This window comes from Actinomadura macrotermitis (assembly GCF_009604375.1).
Classification (GTDB): domain Bacteria; phylum Actinomycetota; class Actinomycetes; order Streptosporangiales; family Streptosporangiaceae; genus Spirillospora; species Spirillospora macrotermitis.
Map to the genome: position 1 here is coordinate 247,249 of NZ_WEGH01000005.1, position 21,462 is coordinate 268,710.

The 21,462-nt window shown below is 71.4% G+C and carries 21 protein-coding genes; 17 read left to right on the forward strand and 4 right to left on the reverse strand.

The annotated features are described in order from the left end of the window. The first annotated feature begins 274 nt into the window (after positions 1-274). From arc to ACRB68_RS33865, 10 genes are all read left to right on the forward strand, one after another. Entirely contained in the window at positions 275-2,038 is a 1,764-nt protein-coding gene (gene arc / locus ACRB68_RS33820; RefSeq protein WP_328595125.1) for a proteasome ATPase, read from the forward strand. Positions 2,039-2,197: 159 nt separating this feature from the next. Next, positions 2,198-3,712 carry a depupylase/deamidase Dop gene (gene dop, locus ACRB68_RS33825; protein WP_153539850.1) on the forward strand — a complete coding sequence of 505 codons (1,515 nt, stop codon included), beginning with the start codon at positions 2,198-2,200 and terminating at the stop codon, positions 3,710-3,712. A 275-nt stretch (positions 3,713-3,987) separates the two neighbouring features. Further along, positions 3,988-4,197, forward strand: a complete 210-nt coding sequence (locus ACRB68_RS33830) for a ubiquitin-like protein Pup (protein ID WP_153539852.1) — start codon at positions 3,988-3,990, stop codon at positions 4,195-4,197. A 126-nt stretch (positions 4,198-4,323) separates the two neighbouring features. Continuing rightward, complete coding sequence (locus ACRB68_RS33835; protein ID WP_153539854.1) at positions 4,324-5,481, forward strand: endonuclease VII domain-containing protein; 1,158 nt, start codon at positions 4,324-4,326, stop codon at positions 5,479-5,481. A gap of 182 nt (positions 5,482-5,663) precedes the next feature. Beyond that, positions 5,664-6,467, forward strand: a complete 804-nt coding sequence (gene prcB / locus ACRB68_RS33840; RefSeq protein WP_153540782.1) for a proteasome subunit beta — start codon at positions 5,664-5,666, stop codon at positions 6,465-6,467. 21 nt (positions 6,468-6,488) lie between these two features. Next, entirely contained in the window at positions 6,489-7,178 is a 690-nt protein-coding gene (gene prcA, locus ACRB68_RS33845; RefSeq protein ID WP_153540780.1) for a proteasome subunit alpha, read from the forward strand. A gap of 152 nt (positions 7,179-7,330) precedes the next feature. After that, positions 7,331-8,689, forward strand: a complete 1,359-nt coding sequence (gene pafA / locus ACRB68_RS33850) for a Pup--protein ligase (protein WP_328595126.1) — start codon at positions 7,331-7,333, stop codon at positions 8,687-8,689. A gap of 88 nt (positions 8,690-8,777) precedes the next feature. After that, positions 8,778-9,731, forward strand: coding sequence for an FKBP-type peptidyl-prolyl cis-trans isomerase (locus ACRB68_RS33855; protein ID WP_153539856.1), 954 nt, complete (start codon positions 8,778-8,780; stop codon positions 9,729-9,731). Between the two features lie 87 nt (positions 9,732-9,818). Beyond that, positions 9,819-10,502 (forward strand): helix-turn-helix transcriptional regulator, encoded by a 684-nt coding sequence (locus tag ACRB68_RS33860; RefSeq protein ID WP_328595127.1) that lies wholly within the window; start codon positions 9,819-9,821, stop codon positions 10,500-10,502. 33 nt (positions 10,503-10,535) lie between these two features. Next, positions 10,536-11,003 (forward strand): DUF3291 domain-containing protein, encoded by a 468-nt coding sequence (locus tag ACRB68_RS33865; protein WP_153539858.1) that lies wholly within the window; start codon positions 10,536-10,538, stop codon positions 11,001-11,003. 21 nt (positions 11,004-11,024) lie between these two features. Here ACRB68_RS33865 and ACRB68_RS33870 read toward each other — a convergent pair whose 3' ends face one another. After that, a complete protein-coding gene (locus tag ACRB68_RS33870; RefSeq protein ID WP_328595128.1) occupies positions 11,025-12,107 on the reverse strand; it encodes a DUF3866 family protein in 1,083 nt (360 codons plus the stop codon). Positions 12,108-12,182: 75 nt separating this feature from the next. Between ACRB68_RS33870 and ACRB68_RS40370 the strand changes: the two genes are divergently transcribed. The 6 genes from ACRB68_RS40370 (at position 12,183) to ACRB68_RS33895 (ending at position 18,549) form a co-directional block, all read left to right on the forward strand. After that, on the forward strand, positions 12,183-13,151 hold the full coding sequence (locus tag ACRB68_RS40370; RefSeq protein WP_328595129.1) for a helix-turn-helix transcriptional regulator: 969 nt from the start codon (positions 12,183-12,185) through the stop codon (positions 13,149-13,151). After that, positions 13,148-14,137, forward strand: coding sequence for a helix-turn-helix transcriptional regulator (locus tag ACRB68_RS40375; protein WP_328595130.1), 990 nt, complete (start codon positions 13,148-13,150; stop codon positions 14,135-14,137). The genes ACRB68_RS40370 and ACRB68_RS40375 overlap by 4 nt, the downstream gene beginning before the upstream one ends. A 23-nt stretch (positions 14,138-14,160) precedes the next feature. After that, positions 14,161-14,382, forward strand: coding sequence for a hypothetical protein (locus tag ACRB68_RS33880; protein WP_235960887.1), 222 nt, complete (start codon positions 14,161-14,163; stop codon positions 14,380-14,382). A gap of 40 nt (positions 14,383-14,422) precedes the next feature. After that, complete coding sequence (gene tatA, locus ACRB68_RS33885) at positions 14,423-14,782, forward strand: Sec-independent protein translocase subunit TatA (protein ID WP_153539862.1); 360 nt, start codon at positions 14,423-14,425, stop codon at positions 14,780-14,782. A gap of 46 nt (positions 14,783-14,828) precedes the next feature. Then, positions 14,829-15,692, forward strand: coding sequence for a twin-arginine translocase subunit TatC (tatC, locus tag ACRB68_RS33890; protein ID WP_153539864.1), 864 nt, complete (start codon positions 14,829-14,831; stop codon positions 15,690-15,692). Between the two features lie 91 nt (positions 15,693-15,783). Next, complete coding sequence (locus tag ACRB68_RS33895; protein ID WP_153539866.1) at positions 15,784-18,549, forward strand: DEAD/DEAH box helicase; 2,766 nt, start codon at positions 15,784-15,786, stop codon at positions 18,547-18,549. 121 nt (positions 18,550-18,670) lie between these two features. On the opposite strand, the gene ACRB68_RS33900 is transcribed toward ACRB68_RS33895, so the two are convergent. Together ACRB68_RS33900 and ACRB68_RS33905 are read right to left on the reverse strand one after the other, a co-directional pair. Then, complete coding sequence (locus tag ACRB68_RS33900) at positions 18,671-19,000, reverse strand: histone-like nucleoid-structuring protein Lsr2 (RefSeq protein ID WP_153539868.1); 330 nt, start codon at positions 18,998-19,000, stop codon at positions 18,671-18,673. Positions 19,001-19,015: 15 nt separating this feature from the next. After that, positions 19,016-19,375, reverse strand: coding sequence for a histone-like nucleoid-structuring protein Lsr2 (locus tag ACRB68_RS33905; protein ID WP_153539870.1), 360 nt, complete (start codon positions 19,373-19,375; stop codon positions 19,016-19,018). 415 nt (positions 19,376-19,790) lie between these two features. Between ACRB68_RS33905 and ACRB68_RS40380 the strand changes: the two genes are divergently transcribed. Further along, entirely contained in the window at positions 19,791-19,967 is a 177-nt protein-coding gene (locus tag ACRB68_RS40380; protein ID WP_194293559.1) for a hypothetical protein, read from the forward strand. Positions 19,968-19,980: 13 nt separating this feature from the next. On the opposite strand, the gene ACRB68_RS33910 is transcribed toward ACRB68_RS40380, so the two are convergent. Next, entirely contained in the window at positions 19,981-21,393 is a 1,413-nt protein-coding gene (locus tag ACRB68_RS33910) for an RNB domain-containing ribonuclease (protein WP_328595131.1), read from the reverse strand. Positions 21,394-21,462: the final 69 nt, after the last annotated feature.

Below are 21,462 nucleotides of genomic sequence, written 5' to 3' on the forward strand. Positions count from 1 at the left end.
GTGACAGGTAAATCATCCGCGGTGCCAGGTTCCGGACAGGCCCGGCCAACCCCCTGAAAACCACAAACCTTGCGGTCAGCGGCCACCCGGACGCCGATTTCACCGCGCCCTCGGGCCCGCACACCCCACACTCTGCGCCCCCGGCCGCGCCCCCGCCGCCCCACGAAGATCCATCCGACACGGGACGAGTACCGAAAGGGCAGGTTACGGAAGCCCTTCAGATAGGTAGGGTCTCAGTAGGTCGTCGGCTCTCTTCGTGAGGAGGTGACGGGGCGTGGCCGCTCGTGACGATGCTGGGGCGCGTAAGGCGCAGCACGAAAAGGAGGTTCGAGACCTCCAGACACAGATGTCCTTCCTGGAGGAGGAGATCTCCGTGTTGCGCCGCAAGCTCGCGGAATCCCCGCGTCAAGTAAGGGTTCTGGAAGAACGCCTCCATGAGGCACAGGCCAACCTGGCCGCCGTGACGGGACAGAACGAACGTCTCGTGGCGACACTCAAAGAAGCACGCGAACAGATCGTCGCGCTGAAGGAGGAGGTCGACCGGCTGGCGCAACCGCCGTCCGGATTCGGCGTCTACCTCGAGACGCGCGACGACGGAACGGTCGACATCTTCACCGGCGGGCGCAAGCTGAGGGTCAACGTCAGCCCCGCCGTCGACGTCGACGAGCTCAAGCGTGGCCAGGAGGTCATGCTCAACGAGGCCCTCAACGTCGTCGAGGCCCTGTCCTTCGAAGAGCAGGGCGAGGTCGTCATGCTCAAGGAGGTCTTCGCCGACGGCGAACGGGCCCTGGTGATCGCGCACGCCGACGAGGAACGCGTGATCAAGCTCGCCGAGCCGCTGCGCGGCGTCCCCCTGCGGGCGGGCGACTCGCTGATGCTCGAACCCCGGTCCGGATACGCCTACGAGAAGATCCACAAGGCCGAGGTCGAGGAACTGGTCCTCGAAGAGGTCCCCGACATCTCCTACGAGGAGATCGGCGGCCTCGGCCCCCAGATCGAGATGATCCGCGACGCCGTCGAACTGCCCTACCTGCACGCGGACCTGTTCCGCGAGCACCAGCTCCGCCCCCCCAAGGGCGTCCTGCTGTACGGGCCCCCCGGCTGCGGCAAGACGCTCATCGCCAAGGCCGTCGCCAACTCGCTGGCCAAGAAGGTCGCCGAGCAGACCGGCCAGGAGGGCAAGAGCTTCTTCCTCAACATCAAGGGCCCCGAACTGCTCAACAAGTACGTCGGCGAGACCGAGCGGCACATCCGCCTGGTCTTCCAGCGCGCCCGCGAGAAGGCCTCCGCCGGCACCCCGGTCATCGTCTTCTTCGACGAGATGGACTCCATCTTCCGCACCCGCGGATCCGGCGTCTCCTCCGACGTCGAGAACACCATCGTCCCGCAGCTGCTCAGCGAGATCGACGGCGTCGAAGGCCTGGAGAACGTCCTGGTCATCGGCGCCTCCAACCGCGAGGACATGATCGACCCCGCGATCCTGCGGCCCGGCCGCCTCGACGTCAAGATCAAGATCGAACGCCCCGACGCCGAGGCCGCCAAGGACATCTTCTCCAAGTACATCCTGCCGGGCCTGCCCCTGCACCCCGACGACGTCGCCGAGCACCGCGGCGACACCGCCGCCACCGTCGACGCCATGATCCAGCGCGTCGTCGAACGGATGTACACCGAGAACGAGGAGAACCGCTTCCTCGAGGTGACCTACGCCAACGGCGACAAGGAGGTCCTGTACTTCAAGGACTTCAACTCCGGCGCGATGATCCAGAACATCGTCGACCGGGCCAAGAAGATGGCCATCAAGCAGTTCCTCGACACCGGCCAGAAGGGCATGCGCGTCGCCCACCTGCTCGACGCCTGCGTCGACGAGTTCAGCGAGAACGAGGACCTGCCCAACACCACCAACCCCGACGACTGGGCCCGCATCTCCGGCAAGAAGGGCGAACGGATCGTCTACATCCGCACGCTCGTCTCCGGGACCAAGGGCGCCGAGGCCGGCCGCTCCATCGACACCGTCGCCAACACCGGCCAGTACCTGTAACCACCCCGCACCACGCGACAACGGCGCGGCGGCCACCCCCACCCGGGGCGGCCGCCGCGCCGCCGCGTCCCCGGCCGCCCGCCCCCGCCCCGCGACACCCCGCACCCGCCACCCCACGCCCCATGGCTCCACCCCCTCCGCCCCGATAGGCTCGGCGATATGAGTGTTCGGCGGGTGATGGGCATCGAGACCGAGTACGGCATCTCCGTACCGGGACAGCCAGGGGCCAACGCGATGGTGACCTCCTCACAGGTCGTCAACGCCTACCTCGCGGCATCGGCGGCACGGGCCAGAAGAGCCCGCTGGGACTTCGAGGAGGAGAACCCGCTGCGCGACGCGCGCGGCTTCGACCTCGCCCGCGAGGTCGCCGACCCCACCCAGCTCACCGACGAGGACCTCGGCCTCGCCAACGTCATCCTCACCAACGGCGCACGCCTGTACGTCGACCACGCCCACCCCGAGTACTCCGCGCCCGAATGCACCAACCCCCTGGACGCCGTCATCTGGGACAAGGCCGGCGAACGCGTCATGGCCGACGCCGCCGCCCGCGCCGCCCTCGTCCCCGGCACCCACCCCATCCAGCTCTACAAGAACAACACCGACAACAAGGGCGCCTCCTACGGCTGCCATGAGAACTACCTCATGAAGCGCGAAACGCCCTTCGCCGACATCGTCCGGCACCTCACCCCCTTCTTCGTCTCCCGCCAGGTCGTCACCGGCGCCGGCCGCGTCGGCATCGGCGTCGACGGCCGCGGCCACGGCTTCCAGATCAGCCAGCGCGCCGACTTCTTCGAAGTCGAAGTCGGCCTCGAGACCACCCTCAAACGCCCCATCATCAACACCCGCGACGAACCCCACGCCGACCCCGAGAAATACCGGCGCCTGCACGTCATCATCGGCGACGCCAACATGAGCGAGATCTCCACCTACCTCAAACTCGGCACCACCGCCCTCGTCCTCGCCATGATCGAAGACGGCTTCCTCACCACCGACCTGTCCGTCGACATGCCCGTCGCCACCCTGCGCGCCATCTCCCACGACCCCACCTGCAAACACCTGCTCACCCTCCGCGACGGCCGCAAGATGACCGCCGTCCAACTCCAGATGGAATACCTCGAGCAGTCCCGCAAATACATCGAGGACCGCTACGGCGCCGACGTCGACGACATGACCACCGACGTCCTCGACCGCTGGGAATCGGTCCTGCACCGCCTCGGCGACGACCCCATGCAGCTCTCCCGCGAACTCGACTGGGTCGCCAAACTCGAACTCCTCGAGGGCTACCGCACCCGCGACTCCCTCGACTGGTCCCACCCCCGCCTCCAGCTCGTCGACCTCCAGTACACCGACATCCGCCCCGACAAGGGCCTGTACAACCGCCTCGTCGCCCGCGGCCGCATCGACCGCGTCACCACCGAGGCCAAGGTCGAACACGCCATCGACGACCCGCCCGAGGACACCCGCGCCTACTTCCGCGGCCGCTGCCTGCGCCAGTACGCCGACTCCGTCGCCGCCGCCTCCTGGGACTCGGTCATCTTCGACGTCCCTGGCCGCGAATCCCTCCAGCGCGTCCCCACCCTGGAACCCCTGCGCGGCACCAGGGAACACGTCGGCACCCTCCTCGACCGCTGCCGCACCGCCTCCGACCTCGTCGCCGCCCTCACCGGCCGGTAACGCCGCCGGCGGCACCCGAACGCCCGCGAGAGCCCCTCTCGCGGGCGTTCACGCGTCCCCGGCCCCCATTCACGCCCCGCCGCGGCAATGGCTTTAAACGCCCCCACGGCCCGCCGCAGATTTGTGACCGGTTTGCCCGTTTCGGCGATTCCTGCACGGGCGATAATCCCACCAGGCCCCCCGCGCCGACCGTCCTCGACACCGGGCGGCGGTACCCGCTCACCGTCGATCGACGGAGATAGGGTTGGGGGTACCGGCAGATGTGGAGGTACGGGATGGCCACGAAGGACACCGGCGGTCAGAAGCAGACCGAGCGCCGCACCGAGGAGGTGGAGGAGGCCCAGGCCGAGTCCACCAGCGACGTCCAGGAGCGCCAGGAGAAGCTCACGGACGATGTCGACTCAATTCTGGACGAAATCGACGAAGTGCTCGAAGAGAACGCAGAGGAATTTGTCCGGTCATACGTCCAAAAAGGAGGTGAGTAATCCTGAAATGTCCGACTTGATCCTCGGATAATTCCAAGCGGACACCTTCGAACGGCTGCGCTACTAAGCTAGAGGCCTGGTGGTGCGCGTTCGATGCCGGAACTCTTTCCGGGATGGGTGGGTGGGATGGTGTCCGAAGCCAAGAAGTGCCGTGACTGTGGCCTGATCAAGCCGGCCGGAGAGTTCTGGAAGCGCAAGGCTTCAAAGGACGGCCTGTCCCTCTACTGCAAAGAGTGCTTCGGTCTTCGCAACTCGGCCTCATATAGGAGCAAGCAGGCAGAGGCGGGGAAGCAGGCGCGCCCCTACCGGCGGCACTCGGCCGTCCCTGAAGGGATGAAGTACTGCCCGCAGTGCAAGGAGACGAAGCCGCTCGACGCGTTCGGGCGCAACCGATCGACTTCTGGTGGCAGGGCGGCTTATTGCAAGCCCTGTCACAACGCGGCCATGGCGGCGATCAAGGCACGCCGCCACGGCAGTGAGCGCGGTTACCTGCTCAAGCTCCGGTACGGCCTGACCGAGGCGGAGATCAAGGCGCTGGGCGCCCGGCAGGGCGGAGTCTGCGTCATCTGTCTTCGGGAGCCCGCGGCCCACGTAGATCACGATCATGTCACCGGGCTCTTTCGGGGCCTCCTGTGCTTCGGCTGTAACGGAGGTCTGGGGCAGTTCGAGGATGACATCTGGCGATTGGGGGAGGCGGCCGATTACCTGGAAGGCCGGAGTTCTTTCGCGCGCCGGATGATCCTTGAATTCGGTGAAGCCACCTTCGATGGGCGTTCCCGGCGTGCGGAGGAGCGCCGCCTTGGTGTTCGAGCCAACCGCAAGGGAACAAGTCGCCACTACCATCTACGGCACCGATACGGCATCACCGAGGACGAGGCCCGGGCTCTCGCGGATGTCCAAGGTGGCCTGTGCGCCATCTGCTGCGATCGGCCGGCCGAGCATGTCGACCACTGCCACTCCACGGAGGTCGTCCGTGGTGTGCTCTGCACCGGCTGCAACAGTGGCATGGGCCAGCTCCGCGACGACCCGGCGGTTCTGCGCCGCGCGGCCGCCTACCTGGAGCGCACGCTGATCACCGAGGTCCCGATCGCGGACGGCGCCACCCGCCTGTCCTTCACCCACCCCGACGTGGATCCCACCACCGTCCCGCTGAACGGCTGGGCGAAGTACCGGGAGCAGGACGCCGGTTATCGCAAGGCGGTGCGGGATATGGCGGAGCTGGTGGAGCGGGTTCCGTGGACGGAGTTCGCGTGGGTGGAGGGTCCGGCGCTTGAAACCTGCTGAGGGTTCGCCGTCAGCGGAAGCGGGCGGGGGATATCGCGGTATGCGGTGGGGCGTGGTTGAACAGTAGGGTCATAAGCGTCTGCGCCGGTGCGTCCCTCGGTGGGGTGGCCGGTGCCTTGGTGGAGGGAAGGAGTCGCGTGGCGTCCCATGATGCGCACACCGGACGTCTGCCCGGGTTGTTCATGAGCCCGGACACGTCCTCGTTCACGGAGTTCCTGGGGGCGTATTCGCCGGAGCTGCTGCCGGGCCGGCGGGGGTTGCCGGCGGGGGTGACGGCGGGGGAGGAGATCCCGCACGGTACGACGATCGTGGCGGTGTCGTTCCCCGGTGGTGTGGTGATGGCGGGTGACCGGCGGGCGACCGCGGGGAACGTCATCGCGCAGCGCGATATCGAGAAGGTGTTCCGGGCGGACGAGTTCTCGGCGATCGCGATCGCGGGGACGGCGGGGCTCGGGATCGAGATGGTGCGGCTGTTCCAGGTGGAGCTGGAGCATTACGAGAAGCGTGAGGGCCGCACGCTGTCGATCGAGGGCAAGGCGAACCGGCTGGCGACGATGGTGCGGCAGAACCTGGGTCTGGCGATGCAGGGGCTGGCCGTGGTGCCGTTGTTCGCGGGGTTCGACGAGGAGCGCTCGGAGGGGCGGATCTTCTCGTACGACCCGGCGGGCGGGCGGTACGAGGAGCGGGAGTTCCATTCGATCGGGTCGGGGTCGGTGTTCGCGCGGGGTTCGCTGAAGAAGCTGTTCCGGGCGGATCTGTCGGCGGCGGACGCGGCGCTGGTGTGCGTGCAGGCGCTGTACGACGCGGCCGATGACGATTCGGCGACCGGTGGCCCGGATCTGGCGCGGGGGATCTTCCCTGTGGTGGCGACGGTGACGGCGGAGGGGTATCGCCGGCTCGGTGAGGACGAGGTGGGCGCGGTGGCGCGTGCCGTGGTGGAGGAACGTTACGACTCGCCGGGCGGGCCGACCGCCCCGCTGCGATAGAAGGGATCCAGACCGGTGTCCATGCCGTTCTATGTGTCGCCCGAACAGCAGATGAAGGACAAGGCGGACTACGCGCGCAAGGGCATCGCGCGGGGTCGCAGCGTGGTGGTGCTGCAGTTCGCCGATGGGATCCTGTTCGTGGCGGACAATCCGTCGCGGGCGCTGCACAAGATCAGTGAGATCTACGACCGGATCGCGTTCGCGGCGGTGGGCAAGTACAACGAGTTCGAGAACCTGCGGCTGGGCGGTGTGCGGTACGCGGATGTGAACGGGTACCAGTACGACCGGCGTGATGTGACGGCGCGGGGGCTGGCGAACGTGTACGCGCAGTCGCTGGGGACGATCTTCACGGAGACCAACAAGCCGTACGAGGTGGAGCTGGTGGTGGCGGAGGTCGGTGAGGACGCCGACACCGATCAGATCTACCGGCTGACGTTCGATGGTTCGGTGGCCGACGAGCATGGTTATGTGGCGATGGGCGGTCAGGCCGACGCGGTGGCGGCGGCGTTGAAGGATCGGTACCGGGAGGGTGCGTCGCTGGCGGACGCGTTGCGGACGGCGGTGAGCTCGCTGGAGGCGCAGGACGCGGATCGGCGGCTGGAGGCGCGGTCGCTGGAGGTGGCGGTGCTGGACCGTAACCGGGAGCACCGGTTGTTCCGGCGGTTGCCGGCGGCGCGGATCGAGGAGCTGCTGGGGGAGCAGGCTTCCTGATCGCGGGGTGCGGGGCCCGTCGTGCCGGGAGGGCGCGGCGGGCCCCGCGCCGTCCTCATTGATCTACAACGTAAAGGCGCCGGGCCGGATCGCTGCGAAACAAGGGGCTGCGGAGACTGCCATGTCGGGGCCGGACCGCCTAGGCTCCAGGTGTGGACAGGCGCATCTTCGGTCTTGAGAACGAGTACGGCGTCACCTGCACCTTCCGCGGTCAGCGGCGGTTGTCACCCGATGAGGTGGCCCGTTACCTGTTCCGCCGAGTGGTGTCGTGGGGCCGCAGCAGCAATGTCTTCCTTCGCAACGGTGCCCGCCTGTATCTGGACGTGGGCAGCCACCCCGAGTACGCCACGCCCGAGTGTGACAGCGTCGTCGACCTGGTGACGCACGACAAGGCGGGGGAGCGGATCCTGGAGGGTCTGCTCGTGGACGCCGAGCGCCGGCTGCGCGAGGAGGGCATCGCCGGCGACATCTACCTGTTCAAGAACAACACCGACTCGGCCGGCAACTCCTACGGCTGTCATGAGAACTACCTGGTGGGCCGGCACGGGGAGTTCGGCCGGCTGGCCGACGTGCTGATCCCGTACCTGGTGACGCGGCAGATCATCTGCGGGGCCGGCAAGGTGCTGCAGACGCCGCGCGGCGCGGTGTACTGCGTGTCGCAGCGGGCCGAGCACATCTGGGAGGGCGTGTCGTCGGCGACGACGCGGTCGCGGCCGATCATCAACACGCGGGACGAGCCGCACGCCGACGCCGAGCGGTTCCGCCGGCTGCACGTGATCGTCGGTGACTCCAACATGAGCGAGACGACGATGCTGCTGAAGGTCGGGGCGACCGACCTGGTGCTGCGGATGATCGAGGCGGGCGTGGTGATGCGCGACCTGACGCTGGAGAACCCGATCCGGGCGATCCGCGAGGTCAGCCACGACATGACCGGCCGCCGCAAGGTGCGCCTGGCCAACGGCCGGGAGGCCAGCTCGCTGGAGATCCAGAAGGAGTACTTCGGCAAGGCCAAGGACTTCGTGGACCGGCGCGGCGGGGACGAGACGGCCAAGCGGGTGCTGGACCTGTGGGAGCGGACGCTGCGGGCGGTGGAGACCGGGGACCTGGACCTGGTGGGCCGGGAGATCGACTGGGTGACCAAGTACAAGCTGATCGAGCGGTACCGGCGCAAGTACGATCTGCCGCTCAGCTCGCCGCGGGTGGCGCAGCTGGATCTGGCGTACCACGACGTGCACCGGGACCGGGGGCTGTACTACCTGCTGGAGAAGAAGGGCTCGGTGGAGCGGGTCTCGCGGGATCTGGACATCTTCGAGGCCAAGTCGGTGCCGCCGCAGACGACGCGGGCGCGGCTGCGCGGGGAGTTCATCCGCAAGGCGCAGGAGAAGCGGCGTGACTTCACGGTCGACTGGGTGCATCTGAAGCTGAACGACCAGGCGCAGCGGACGGTGCTGTGCAAGGACCCGTTCCGGTCGGTGGACGAGCGGGTCGACAAGCTGATCGCCGGCATGTAGATCGCGGGTGGCAGGGCGGGCTACCGGCCGGTCACCCGGGGGGTAGGGTGAGCCGATCTGTCGCGTTCATCACCCTCGAAGGACCTCTATGCGCCGTCGTCTCGCCCTGCCGCGCCGTCGCCTCGTGCCGCCGGTGGCCGCCGTCGTGCTGGTTCCGCTTCTCCTGACGTCGGCGTGTTCGGACGCCGGGGACGTGCAGGTGTCGGTGAAGGGGGCGGCGGGCGCGCGGCCCGAGGTGGCGTTCCCGAAGAAGACCGCGCCGGCCGCGGAGCTGGCGGTGAAGACGCTGTCGGACGGCAAGGGCGCGCGGGTCCGCAAGGGCGATCTGGTGGTCGCCGACTATGTCGGGTACCGGTGGAACAAGTCCGGCAGCAAGCTGCTGGCGTCCAGTTACGAGTCGGGGCAGCCGGGGGCGTTCCCGACCGGGACGCTGGTGCCGGGGCTGGAGAAGGCGCTGGAGGGCGCGAAGCCGGGTGCGCGGGTGGTGGCGCGGATCCCGCCGAAGGACGGGTACGGGGCGGCGGGCGATCCGACGCACCGGGTGGAGGCGGGCGACTCGCTGGTGTACGTGCTGGACGTGCGGGCGGTGTACGCGCGGACGGCGTCGGCGCACGGTCAGGCGCAGCCGGTGGACGATCCGGCGCTGCCGAAGGTGAGTTCGCCGCCGGCGGGGCAGGCGCCGGTGGTGACGGTGCCGAAGGGCAGGCCGCCGAAGAGGCTGCAGGTGCGCACGCTGGTGAAGGGCGACGGCCCGGTGGTGGGCAAGAACCGGCTGATGGCGCTGCAGTACGTGGGGGCGTTCTGGCGGGACGGGAAGGTGTTCGACTCCACGTGGGAGAGCGGCCGCCCGTTCCCGGCGACGATCGGGACGGGCCAGCTGATGAAGGGCTGGGAGGACGGCCTGGCGGGGCAGCCGGTGGGGAGCCGGGTGCTGCTGGTGGTGCCGCCGGCGCTCGGGTACGGCGCGAAGGGCCTGGCGCAGGCCGGGATCAGGGGTGACGACACGCTGGTGTTCGTCGTGGACATTCTCGGCGCGCACTAGCCCGGCGCGTCGCAAGGGCCGTTCCGCTGGGCGGGGCGGCCCTTCCGCATTTCTAAATCCCACCTGCGTTGTTCTTAGAATGGGCGGGTGGAGGACATCGACGCGATCGCGGTGCTGCAGGATCCGGTGCGGCGCCGTCTGTACGAGTACGTGGCGGCGCAGGGGCGCGAGGTGGGGCGCAACGAGGCGGCCGAGGCGGCGGGCGTGGCGCGCAACCTGGCGGCGTTCCATCTGGACCGCCTGGCCGAGGCGGGGCTGCTGGAGACGGCGAGCCGGCGGCTGACGGGCCGGTCGGGGCCGGGTGCGGGCCGGCCGGCGAAGGTGTACCGGCGGTCGGCGGTGGAGCGGGAGGTGTCGCTGCCGGCGCGCGACTACCGGACGGCGGCGGCGCTGCTGGCCGAGGCCGCCGAGACGGCCGGGCTGGACGTGGAACTGCGGGATGTGGCCCGGCGGCAGGGCGAGGCGCTGCGCGGCTCCACGGCGCCCTGTGAGGGCCTGGAGGAGGTCGCCCAGGTGCTGGCGGGCCGCGGATATGAGCCTTATGTCGATGAGGGCGCTGAGGGCGCCGAGGGCGACGGGGGCGCCGTGCTGCGCATGCGCAACTGCCCCTTCCACGTGGTGGCCGAGCGGTTCCCGCCGCTGGTGTGCGGGATGAACCTGGCGCTCCTGGAGGGGCTGCTCGGCGGGTCGCCGGGGGTGCGGGTGCGGCTGGACGCCCGTCCCGGGCTGTGCTGCGCGGTGGTCGAACCTTCTAAAACCAATGAAGATTGACATAGAAGGAACGGGCATGGTGGAGTGGGCCGCATGACCGGTTTCCACCTGGCCCAGTTCAACGTCGCCACCCTCCTGCACCCCCTCGACGACCCCCGCACGGCGCCCTTCGTGGAGCTGCTCGCCCCGATCAACGCGCTCGCCGACGGCACCCCCGGCTTCGTGTGGCGGCTGGCCGAGGAGGGCGAGCCCGACGCCACCGGCCTGCGCCCGCTGGGCGCCGACGTGATCGTCAACTACTCGGTGTGGGAGAGCCACGAGGCGCTGTGGGACTTCGTCTACCGCAGCCGGCACCTGGAGGTGCTGCGCCGCCGCCGCGAGTGGTTCCGGCGGCACGTGGACATGCACCTGGTGATGTGGTGGATCCCGGCCGGGCACGTGCCGACCGTCGCCGAGGGCGTCGAGCGGCTGGAACTGCTGCGCGCGCAGGGGCCCTCGCCCCGCGCGTTCACCTTCGCCTCGGCCTACACCGCCGAGGAGGCCGCGGCCCCGGCGACCTGACCGGGGCCGGGACCGGGCCGGTCAGCCGAGCAGGGACGCGGTGTGGCGGCCCGCCGCCGCGGCCGTGAGGAAGTAGGCCAGGTCGGCGTCCAGGCGGCGGCCCATCGTCGACATCCGCACGCCCCACTCCTTCTCCGCCGCCGCCAGCTCCTCCGCCAGGCCCGCCACACCGACCGGGACGAGCTCGTGGCGGTCGCCGAGCGGCGCGGCCTGCGCCGCGACCTCGGTGCCGAAGTGCCCGCCGAGCTCGGGCACCACGATCTGCGCGCGCGCGAGCGCGACACGCCCGTAGGCGGTGAGGCTGTGGTGCGACACCCCGACGTGGCGGGGCCGCAGGTCGCCCTCGCTGACCCGCAGCGAGCCGACCGGACGCCCGCCCAGCACCGCCGCCGCGTTCACCGCCTCGCCCGCCGACACCCCCGAGAACCCCCACCGGGTGCCGGTGCCGAGGTTGCCCGGCCCCTGCGCCAGGACGACGACCTCGGCGTCCAGCACCAGCCGCGCCGCCAGCAGCCCGGTGTGGACCGTCACCGTCTCCAGGTCGCCGCCGAACGCCTGCCCGACCGTGACGGTCGCCGCGAGCGCCCCGGCCTCCTTCAGCTGAGCGATCGACATGGAGAACCACGCCGGCAGCGCGCCGCCGTCGGGCATCACGTACACCACGCGGGTGCCGGGCCGCGCCGCCAGCAGGCCCGCCAGGACCGGCGGCAGCGCCGAGTGCAGGTCGGCCACGACGACCGGCATGCCGTCCAGGGAGTCGGCGTCGCGCAGCAGGTCGTGGTGGGGGGAGTCCTGTTCGTCGGCGCCGAGGACGGTGGCCTGCAGCGGCGTGTAGCGCGCCTTGACCAGGTGGCCCGGCCCCGCCGGGTCGGGCGGCAGCCGGTCGGGGACCGCCACCACCATCGCGTACCCGCCCGTCCCGAGTCCCATCGCCAAGGCCGTAGTGTTGAGCAGGACGGTGTCGCCCGGCTCGGGCCGCCCCACCAGCGCGGGGTAGGCGAGGGCGCGGCGGGTGCCGTCGTCCTCGATCGTGACGTCCAGCTCGACCGCCCCCGGCCACTCCCGGCGGACGTTCTCTACCGTGCCTTTACGCCATCGGATCACACCGGAACGGTAGCGTCCTTCCCGGGAGAATGCCGGGACCGGCCGGGTCCCAGCGAGCAAAGAGGTGGTGGCGAAGTGTCGCGGCGCAAGACCGAGCGCCTGCTCAACCTGGTGGTCTGCCTGCTCGCCACGCGGCGGTACCTGACGGCCGAGCAGATCCGCCGGGCCGTGCCCGGCTACCCCGACGCCGGCGAGGCCTTCAAGCGCATGTTCGAGCGCGACAAGGAGGAGCTGCGCGAGCTCGGGGTCCCGCTGGAGGTCGGCAGCGACGGCGACGGCGGCGGCGGCGAGGAGATCGGCTACCGGATCCCGCCGCAGGCCTACGAGCTGCCCGACATCCACCTCACCCCCGACGAGGCCGCCGTGCTCGGCCTGGCCGCGCGGGTGTGGCAGCGCGCCAGCATGGCCGAGGCCGCCTCGGGCGCGCTGCTGAAGCTGCGCGCCGCCGGCGTGGACACCGGCACCGACACCTCCGTCGGCATCGAGCCGCGCGTCGGCGCCGGCGACCCGGCGTTCCCGGCGCTGTGGGAGGCCGTCCGCGACGGCCGCCCGGTCGCCTTCGACTACCAGGGCGTCGGCCGCACCGCCGTCGCCCGCCGCCACCTGGAGCCGTGGGGCGTGGTGAGCCGCCGCGGCCGCTGGTACGTGGTCGGCCACGACCGCGACCGCGGCGAGGCCCGGGTGTTCCGGCTCAGCCGCATCACCGGCGAGGTCGCCCCCGACGGGCGCCCGGGCACCGTCACCGTCCCCGACGGCGTCGACGTGCGGCGCATCGCCTTCGACCGCGGCGAGCCGGCCGCCGAGCCGCGCCCGGCGACGGTGCGGCTGCGCGCGGGCGCCGCGCAGGGCCCGCGTCGCTGGGCCAAGCAGGTCCGCCCCGCCGGCGACGGCTGGGACGAGGCCGTGCTGACCTTCCACGACGTGGACCGGTTCGCGCCCTACCTGGCGCGCTTCGCCGACGACGTCGTGGTCCTGGACCCGCCCGACCTGCGCGAGGCGGTCATCTGGCAACTGAAGGCCGTCGTGGCGGGGAGCGACCAGTGAGCGGCAAGACGACGAAGGCCGGCGGGCGGGCCTCCACCACCTCCACCGACCGGCTCGGCCGGCTGCTGGCCCTGGTCCCCTACGTGGTGAACCGCGACTCGGTGGCGCTGGAGGAGGCCGCCGAGGCGTTCGGCGTCACCGAGAAGCAGCTCATCGACGACCTCAACCTGCTGTGGTGCGTCGAGCTGCGCTCGCCCGACCCCTACTGCCCGATCGACCTGTCCTACGAGGGCGGCGAGATCACCGTCACCGAGGCCGAGTCGATCGCCCGGCCGCTGCGGCTGAAGGTCGACGAGGCCAGCGCGCTGCTCGTCGCGCTGCGCATGCTCGCCGACGTCCCCGGCCTGCAGGACCGCGACGCGCTCAGCCGCGTCATCGCCAAGCTGGAGACCGCCGCCGGGGCCGCCGGCGCCGCCGCCGGCAAGGTCTCGGTCGAGGTCGACGCGCACGGCGACGCCCTGGCCCGGCTCCGCCAGGCCATCGGCGCCGGCCGCCGCGTCCACCTGTCCTACTACGTACCCGCCCGCGACGAGAACACCGAGCGCGACGTCGACCCGATGCGGCTGCTGGTGGTGGAGGGCAACACCTACCTGGAGGGCTGGTGCCGCCGCGCCGAGGCCGTCCGGCTGTTCCGCCTCGACCGCGTCACCGACCTGACCGTGCTCGAGGTCCCCGCGCAGGTCCCCGAGACCGCCGAGCCCATCGACGTCGACGCCGGCCTGTTCCGGCCCTCCGACCGCGACGAGCGCGTCACCTTCGAGCTGACCCCCCAGGGCCGCTGGGTCGCCGACTACCACCCCTGCGAGAGCGTCACCGAGCTCGGCGAGGGCCGGCTGCGCATCGTGCTGCGCACCCCCGACACCCGCTGGGTGCGGGGCCTGGCCCTGCGCCTGGGCGACCAGGGCCGCATCGTCGACCCGCCCGCCCTCGCCGCCGCCGTCCGCGCCGACGCCGCCCGGGCCCTGGCCCGGTACGACGAGCGCTGAGGGGGTCGGCTACGGTGTCGGACGTGGCATGGAGCGGCGTGGCGGTGACCCTCGGCTTCGCCGGGCTGGCGGTGCTGGCCTGGTGCGCGGTCAAGGTCGCGCTCGGCGTGCGGCGGCTGGGACGTGAACTGGAGCGGGCCAAACGCCGGCTCGCGCCCCAACAGTCGGCGCTGCGCGATGAACTCCAGGCCCTGCAGGACGCGCGTGCTCCGTTCGAACCAGGTGACGGCGTACGATCGGGTTGAGAACACCAAGCAAGCACCACCCGCCGACGAAGGACCGCCCATGCCGAACCTCGGTACCCCCGAGCTGCTCATTCTCCTGCTGGTCGTCGTGCTGATCTTCGGGTCGGCCAAGCTGCCGCAGCTGGCGCGCTCGCTCGGCAAGTCGGCGCGCATCCTGAAGGCCGAGACCAAGGGCCTGCGCGAGGACGACGACGCCGACGACAAGGCCGCCGCCGCCGCTCCCGCCCCCGTGGGCGACGCCGCCGACGCCGCCCGCGCGCGCGCTGCGCAGCTGCGCGAGGAGGCCGCCCGCCTGGAGCGCGAGGCCGCCGCCCAGCAGCCCTACCCGCAGCGCACCCTGCCCTCCGGCGAGCCGATCCAGGGCGTCCCGCTGGACCGCGACCAGACCCGCAAGTCCTGACCCCCTCCCACCCCTGCCGTAGACGGGCCGAGTCACCGACGCCACCATGAGAACGCAGAGCCAGGCCGACCCCGACGGCCGGATGCCCCTACTGGACCACCTGCGCGAGCTGCGCAACCGGTTGATCAAGGCCATCCTGGCCTTCCTGGCCGGCGTCATCATCGGCTGGCTGCTGTTCAACCCCGTCTGGGAGTTCCTCAAGGAGCCCTACTGCTCGCTGCCGCAGTCGCGCGGCGTGGTCGAGGGCAACAAGTGCGCGCTGTACGTCAACGGGATCTTCTCCTCCTTCTTCCTGAAGCTGAAGATCTCCTGCATCATCGGCGGCGTGGTGTCGGCGCCCGTCTGGCTCTACCAGCTGTGGGCGTTCGTCGCGCCCGGCCTGTACAAGCGCGAGCGCCGCTGGACCTATGTGTTCATGGGCGCGGCGATCCCGCTGTTCTTCGTCGGCACCGCCCTGGCCTACGTCACCGTCGACAAGGGCCTGGCGCTGTTCCTCGGTTTCGTCGCCGAGGACGTCAAGCCCCTCATCACCGTCGACAGCTACCTCGGCTACGTGCTGACCATGCTGCTGGTGTTCGGGCTGACCTTCGAGCTCCCGCTGTTCGTGATCATCCTCAACCTGGCCGGGGTGCTGCCCTCGGCCCGCATCCGCAAGACCCAGCGCGTCGCGATCTTCGGCATCTTCGTGTTCGCCGCCGTGGCCACCCCGAGCGCCGACCCGTTCACCATGCTGGCGCTGGCGCTGCCCACCGTGCTGCTGTTCGAGATCGCCGCGCTGCTGGCGTTCCTCAACGACCGCCGCAAGGCCCGCCGCCCCGACCCCTACGCCGGGCTGTCCGACGACGAGGCCTCCCCGCTGGACCTCGCCGGGATCGACGCCGAGCTCGAGCGCGGCGAACGCCGCCCCTGACCCGTGCCGGCCCGTTCGGCCCGCCGCGAAACACCCCGGTAAAAGGCCCCGAATTGGGAATCGGGCCGGTCGAAACCGTAGGCTCGGTGGCATGACCACCCCCGACACGCAGTCGGCCGAGCAGTCCCCGGCGCAGCGCTACGCCGCCAACCGCAGGCGGCACGCCGGCAGCGGACCCGCCCTGCTGGACTTCCAGACCCTGTACGACTTCGACCTGGACGCCTTCCAGATCGAGGCGTGCCGCGCCCTGGAGGGCGGCAGCGGCGTGCTGGTCGCCGCGCCCACCGGCTCCGGCAAGACCGTCGTCGGGGAGTTCGCCGTCCACCTGGCCCTCACCGGCGGCTCCAAGTGCTTCTACACCACGCCCATCAAGGCGCTGTCCAACCAGAAGTACGCCGACCTGGTCCGCCGCTACGGCGCCGAGAACGTCGGCCTGCTCACCGGCGACAACAGCGTCAACGGCGAGGCGCCCATCGTGGTCATGACCACCGAGGTGCTGCGCAACATGCTCTACGCCGGGTCGCAGACCCTGGCGGGCCTGGCCTTCGTCGTCATGGACGAGGTGCACTACCTGGCCGACCGGTTCCGCGGCGCGGTCTGGGAAGAAGTGATCATCCACGTGCCGGACTCGGTCCGCATCGTGGCGCTGTCGGCGACCGTCAGCAACGCCGAGGAGTTCGGCGAGTGGCTGCAGACCGTGCGCGGCGACACCGCCGTCGTCGTCGACGAGCACCGCCCCGTCCCGCTGTTCCAGCACATGCTCGTCGGCAACCGCCTGTACGACCTGTTCGTCGAGACCGGCAAGGGGAACAACCGGCAGGCCCGGGTCAACCCGCAGCTGCAGCGGATGGCCGTCGAGGAGGTCCGCCGCGCCAAGGTCAACCAGGGCCGCCGCACCGGCCGCCGCCGCGAGGCCCGCCCGCAGCGGTTCCGGCCGCCGCTGCGCCCCGACGTCATCGGCCGCCTGGAGCGCGCCGGGCTGCTGCCGGCCATCACCTTCATCTTCTCCCGCGCCGGCTGCGACGCCGCCGTCCTGCAGTGCCTGCACGCCGGGCTGCGCCTCACCTCCAAGGAGGAGACCGAGGAGATCCGCGCCCACGCCGAGCTGCGCACCGCCGACATCGCCGAGGACGACCTGCGCATCCTCGGCTACCCCGACTTCCTGGCCGCGCTGGAGCGCGGCCTGGCCGCCCACCACGCCGGGATGCTGCCGACGTTCAAGGAGATCGTCGAGGAGCTGTTCACCCGCGGCCTCATCAAGGCCGTCTTCGCCACCGAGACCCTCGCCCTCGGCATCAACATGCCCGCCCGCACCGTCGTCATCGAAAAGCTCGACAAGTGGAACGGCGAGGCCCACGTCAACCTCACCCCCGGCGAGTACACCCAGCTGACCGGCCGCGCCGGGCGCCGCGGCATCGACGTCGAGGGGCACGCGGTCGTGGTGTGGAACCCCAGCGTCGACCCCGGATCGGTCGCCGGCCTGGCCGGCACCCGCACCTACCCCCTCAACTCCAGCTTCCGGCCCTCCTACAACATGGCCGTCAACCTCGTCGGCGCCGTCGGCGCCGACCGCGCCCGCACCCTGCTGGAGGAGTCCTTCGCCCAGTTCCAGGCCGACCGCGCCGTCGTCGGCCTGGCCCGCCAGGTGCACAAGAACGAGGAGGCCCTCGCCGGGTACGCCAAGGCCGCCGAATGCCACCTCGGCGACTTCATGGAGTACGCCGCGCTGCGCCGCGCCCTGTCCGACCGCGAGGCCGAGCAGTCCCGCGAGCGCGCCGGCGCCCGCCGCGCCGAGGCCGCCCGCTCCCTGGAGCACCTGCGGCCCGGCGACGTCATCATGGTCCCCCAGGGCCGCCGCAGCGGCCTGGCCGTCGTGCTGGACCCCGGCGTCGGCCGCCGCTCCGACGGGCCCGCCCCGCTGGTGCTGACCGCCGCCCGCTCGGTGCAGCGCCTGTCGGTGCTGGACTTCCCGCGCGCCGTCGAGCCCATCGAGCGCATCCGCATCCCCAAGTCCTTCAGCCCCCGCAGCCCCCAGGACCGCCGCGACCTGGCCTCCACCCTGCGCGCCAAGGTGCCCGACGAGGGCCGCTCGCACCGCCGCCCCCGCGACGTGCCCGCCGGCGACGACGCCGAGATCGGCCGGCTGCGCACCGAGCTGCGCCGCCACCCCGTGCACGGCTGCGCCGAGCGCGAGGACCACGCCCGCTGGGCCGAGCGGTTCTTCCGCCTGGAACGCGAGACCGAGCTGCTGCGCCGCCGCGTCGAGGGCCGCTCCCAGGTCATCGCCCGCACCTTCGACCGCGTCTGCGCCGTGCTCACCCAGCTCGGCTACCTCGACGGCGGCGCCGTCACCGACGAGGGCCGCCGCCTCGGCCGCATCTACAACGAGCTGGACCTGCTCACCGCCGAGAGCCTGCGCGAGGGCCTGTGGGAGCGCCTGGACCCCGCCGAGCTCGCCGCGTGCGTGTCGGCGCTGGTCTACGAGTCCCGCCAGCCCGACGACGCCGCCCCGCCCCGCACCCCGACCGGGCAGGTCCAGGACGCCCTGGCCGCCATGGTGCGCCTGTGGGGGCAGCTGGAGGCCGTCGAACGCGACAACCAGGTGTCGTTCCTGCGCGAACCCGACCTGGGGTTCGCCTGGACCGCCTACCGGTGGGCCAAGGGCGACGACCTGGACGAGGTCCTGCTCGACGCCGGCCTGACCGCCGGCGACTTCGTCCGCTCGGTCAAGCAGCTGCTGGACCTGCTCGGCCAGGTCGCCGACGCCGCCCCGCCCAACAGCCACCTGCGCAAGACCGCCCGCAAGGCCATGGACGCCATGCGCCGCGGCGTCGTCGCCTACTCCTCGGTGGCCTGACCCGCCGCGCGCGGCAGGGAACGCAAAGCGAAGGGCCGGCCGGGGAGCAGCTCCCCGGCCGGCCCTTCGCCCGCCCGGCCGGCGCGGACGCGCCGGCCCGGCACGGCCATGCCGCTCGCCGCTAGTGGGCGGCCTCGAACTTCTCGATGACCGTGGCCGGGATGCGGCCGCGCTCGTTCACCGCGATGTTGTGGGACTTGGCCCACTCGCGGATCTCGGCGCTGCGCTCCCGGTTGCCCGCCGTGCGGGTCGTCTTCACGGGCCGGCCCGCGGACTTGCGCGCCTTGCGGGCCCCGGCCACGAACGGCTCCAGGCCCTCACGGAGCCGGGCGGCGTTCTTCTTGCTCAGGTCGATCTCATAAGTGATTCCATCGAGCGAGAAGGTGACGGTCTCGTCGGCTTCTCCGCCATCGATGTCATCGACCAGAAGGACTTCTACCTTCTGTGCCATGCGGGGACTCCCTTGCTATACACCCGGCTTCGCGTCCGGATGGGCCTCGATGAATGCAGCATAGACCTCATCGGCGATTTTGCCACGCTCGGAGACTTCCACGCCGTTGCTGTTCGCCCACTCGCGGACATCGTTGTTGCTGTAGCCCTTGACCTTCGCCGGAGAGGCCGCCTTGCGGCCCTTACCTGCGGGCTTGACCTCGACGGCCTTGTCCACGAACGTGGCGAGCACTTCCAGCGCCTCGATCAGGCGCTTGTGGTTGTCATCGCTCAGGTCGATCGTGAAGACCCGGCCGAGGACCTCGAAGTCCCGCTTGCTGACATCGCCCCCCTCCGAACCGTCGATGTCGTCCACGCGAATGACCTTCTCGGCCATGTGTGCCCCGTCTTCCTTCCCCTTGCCGACACGGAATGGTGATGTTCTTCACCATGTGGCCAACGCGGACATCTTCGCCGCTCACGCCAGCGCCGATCTCACCGCCAATGGCGGCCCTTCCACAGAAAGAGGCCCCGGGGAATGCCCGGCGGCCCGGATCGAACGGCCCCCATTCTCGCGCAGGAGAACGACTCCCCGCGCCCGAAGCGGCGCGCGCGGCGCCGCTTCGGGCGCGCGGCCGGGTCCCGGTGCCGCGCCGCCGACCCGGCGGCGCGGTGGAAAGCGGCCGTGACCTGCGCAAAGGAGGGATCCGGCGGCCGGATGGTTTGACCCGCGCCAAGGAGGAGATCGTCCCGGTGCGCCTCGGGGGAGAACGCACCGCACGACACCGAACCACCCGACCCGGAGGTCCCAGATGCTCGCCATCGTCGCCGCGATCGTCTTCGCGATCGCGCTGCTGTTCGACCTCGCCGACGTCTCCTCGGACGCCTTCAACTACGAGACGCTCGTGACGCTCGGCCTGCTGCTCATCGCCCTGCACCTGGCGGGGATCGGCGCCGGCACCAACTGGCGCCGCGGCCGCCGCCGCTGACCCCGCGCGGGCGTCAGCCCGTCAGGGAGAAGCGCACCAGCCGGCGGGACGGGTCCGCCGCCTGCAGGCGCACCTTCACCGGTTCGCCGAGGGGCAGCCCGTCCCCGTCGCAGCGGGCCAGCACCGCCGGGCCGGCCAGCTGCACCAGGCCGCCCGGCTTGCCCTCGTTGACCTCGACGACGACCGCGTCGAACACCTGGCCGACGTGCGCGTTCAGCAGCAGCGCCTCGACCAGGTCCACGCACGCGCGCTCCACCTCGGCGCCGCGCCGCAGCGACCGGCGCATCACCTCCGGCAGCCCCGGCAGCGCCTCGCGCGCCCACGCCGGCACCTCGGTCCCCGCGCACAGGGCCAGGCACACCTCGGTGGCGTGCCGGTCGGCCAGGCGCCGCAGCGGCGCCGTCACGTGCGCGTAGGGGGCCGCGACCGCCGCGTGCGCCGGATCGGCGGGCGGCGCACCGTCGAAGGCGGTGTACCCCGCGCCGCGCAGCAGCGTCGGCGCCTCGAACAGCAGCGCCGCGTCCTTGGCCCGCGCCGGGTTCAGGCCGCGCAGCACCTCCCCGTAGGCGAGGCCCTCCGGCCAGACCACCCCGAGCGCCCGCGACGCCCGCCGCAGCCGCTGCACGGCCTCCTCGGGCGCCGGCGGCATCGTGCGCAGCAGCCCGAGGCCGCCCTCCAGCATCAGCGCCGCCGCCGCGCGGCCGGTCAGCAGCGAGATCTGGGCGTTCCACTCCTCGGCGGCCAGGTCGCCGCGCTGCTCCAGCGTCCAGCCGCCGTCGCCGCGCACCACCTCCTGCTCGGGCAGCGGCAGGCTCACCCCGCCGCGCGCGGCCTCGGCCGCCAGCAGCACCCGGCCGACCTCGCCGAGCAGCGCGATCCGCGGGTCGCCGGTGGAGGCGCCGTCGTAGTTCAGCCGGTCGCGGCTGCGCACCAGGGCGCGCCGCACGTCGGTCGCGGTGGTCGCCCCGGCGTCGTCGATGTCGATCGTCCACACCACCGCCGGGCGGTCGGCGCCCGGCAGCAGGCTGGCGGCGCCCTCCGACAGCACCGGCGGGTGCAGCGGCGCCTTGGCGTCGGGCAGGTAGAGGGTCACCCCGCGCTCGTGCGCCTCGGCGTCGATCGCGCCGCCCGGCCGCACGAAGTGCGCGACGTCGGCGATCGCGTACCGGATCCGGTAGCCGCCGGGGCGCCGCTCCAGCCACATCGCCTGGTCCAGGTCCATCGACCCGACGGGGTCCAGGGTGAAGAAGGGGATCTCCCGCAGATCCGCGCGCTCGGGCGGGCCCGCCGCGGCGGCCGCCTCGGCCTCGGCCAGCACCGCCGCCGGGAACGGCCCGGGCACGGCGAAGTCGGCCCGGATCCGGTCCAGCCCGGCACGGATCTCGGCGTCGTCGGTTCGCAATCGCAACGTGGGACGCGTCTGCACGTTCCGAGCGTACGGGAGGGAACGACCGGAACGCCCCATAAAGCGGATCTACAATGTAAAGGCGTCCGG

Coding starts and splice junctions, on each gene's coding strand:
- prcB (WP_153540782.1), top strand. CDS start 5,664: ATGAGCCCGGACACGTCCTCGTTCACGGAGTTCCTGGGGGCGTATTCG.
- ACRB68_RS33900 (WP_153539868.1), bottom strand. CDS start 19,000: ATGGCACAGAAGGTAGAAGTCCTTCTGGTCGATGACATCGATGGCGGA.
- ACRB68_RS33895 (WP_153539866.1), top strand. CDS start 15,784: ATGACCACCCCCGACACGCAGTCGGCCGAGCAGTCCCCGGCGCAGCGC.
- ACRB68_RS33835 (WP_153539854.1), top strand. CDS start 4,324: ATGGTGTCCGAAGCCAAGAAGTGCCGTGACTGTGGCCTGATCAAGCCG.
- ACRB68_RS40380 (WP_194293559.1), top strand. CDS start 19,791: ATGCTCGCCATCGTCGCCGCGATCGTCTTCGCGATCGCGCTGCTGTTC.
- ACRB68_RS33905 (WP_153539870.1), bottom strand. CDS start 19,375: ATGGCCGAGAAGGTCATTCGCGTGGACGACATCGACGGTTCGGAGGGG.
- ACRB68_RS33855 (WP_153539856.1), top strand. CDS start 8,778: ATGCGCCGTCGTCTCGCCCTGCCGCGCCGTCGCCTCGTGCCGCCGGTG.
- dop (WP_153539850.1), top strand. CDS start 2,198: ATGAGTGTTCGGCGGGTGATGGGCATCGAGACCGAGTACGGCATCTCC.
- ACRB68_RS33865 (WP_153539858.1), top strand. CDS start 10,536: ATGACCGGTTTCCACCTGGCCCAGTTCAACGTCGCCACCCTCCTGCAC.
- ACRB68_RS33830 (WP_153539852.1), top strand. CDS start 3,988: ATGGCCACGAAGGACACCGGCGGTCAGAAGCAGACCGAGCGCCGCACC.
- tatC (WP_153539864.1), top strand. CDS start 14,829: ATGAGAACGCAGAGCCAGGCCGACCCCGACGGCCGGATGCCCCTACTG.
- tatA (WP_153539862.1), top strand. CDS start 14,423: ATGCCGAACCTCGGTACCCCCGAGCTGCTCATTCTCCTGCTGGTCGTC.
- prcA (WP_153540780.1), top strand. CDS start 6,489: ATGCCGTTCTATGTGTCGCCCGAACAGCAGATGAAGGACAAGGCGGAC.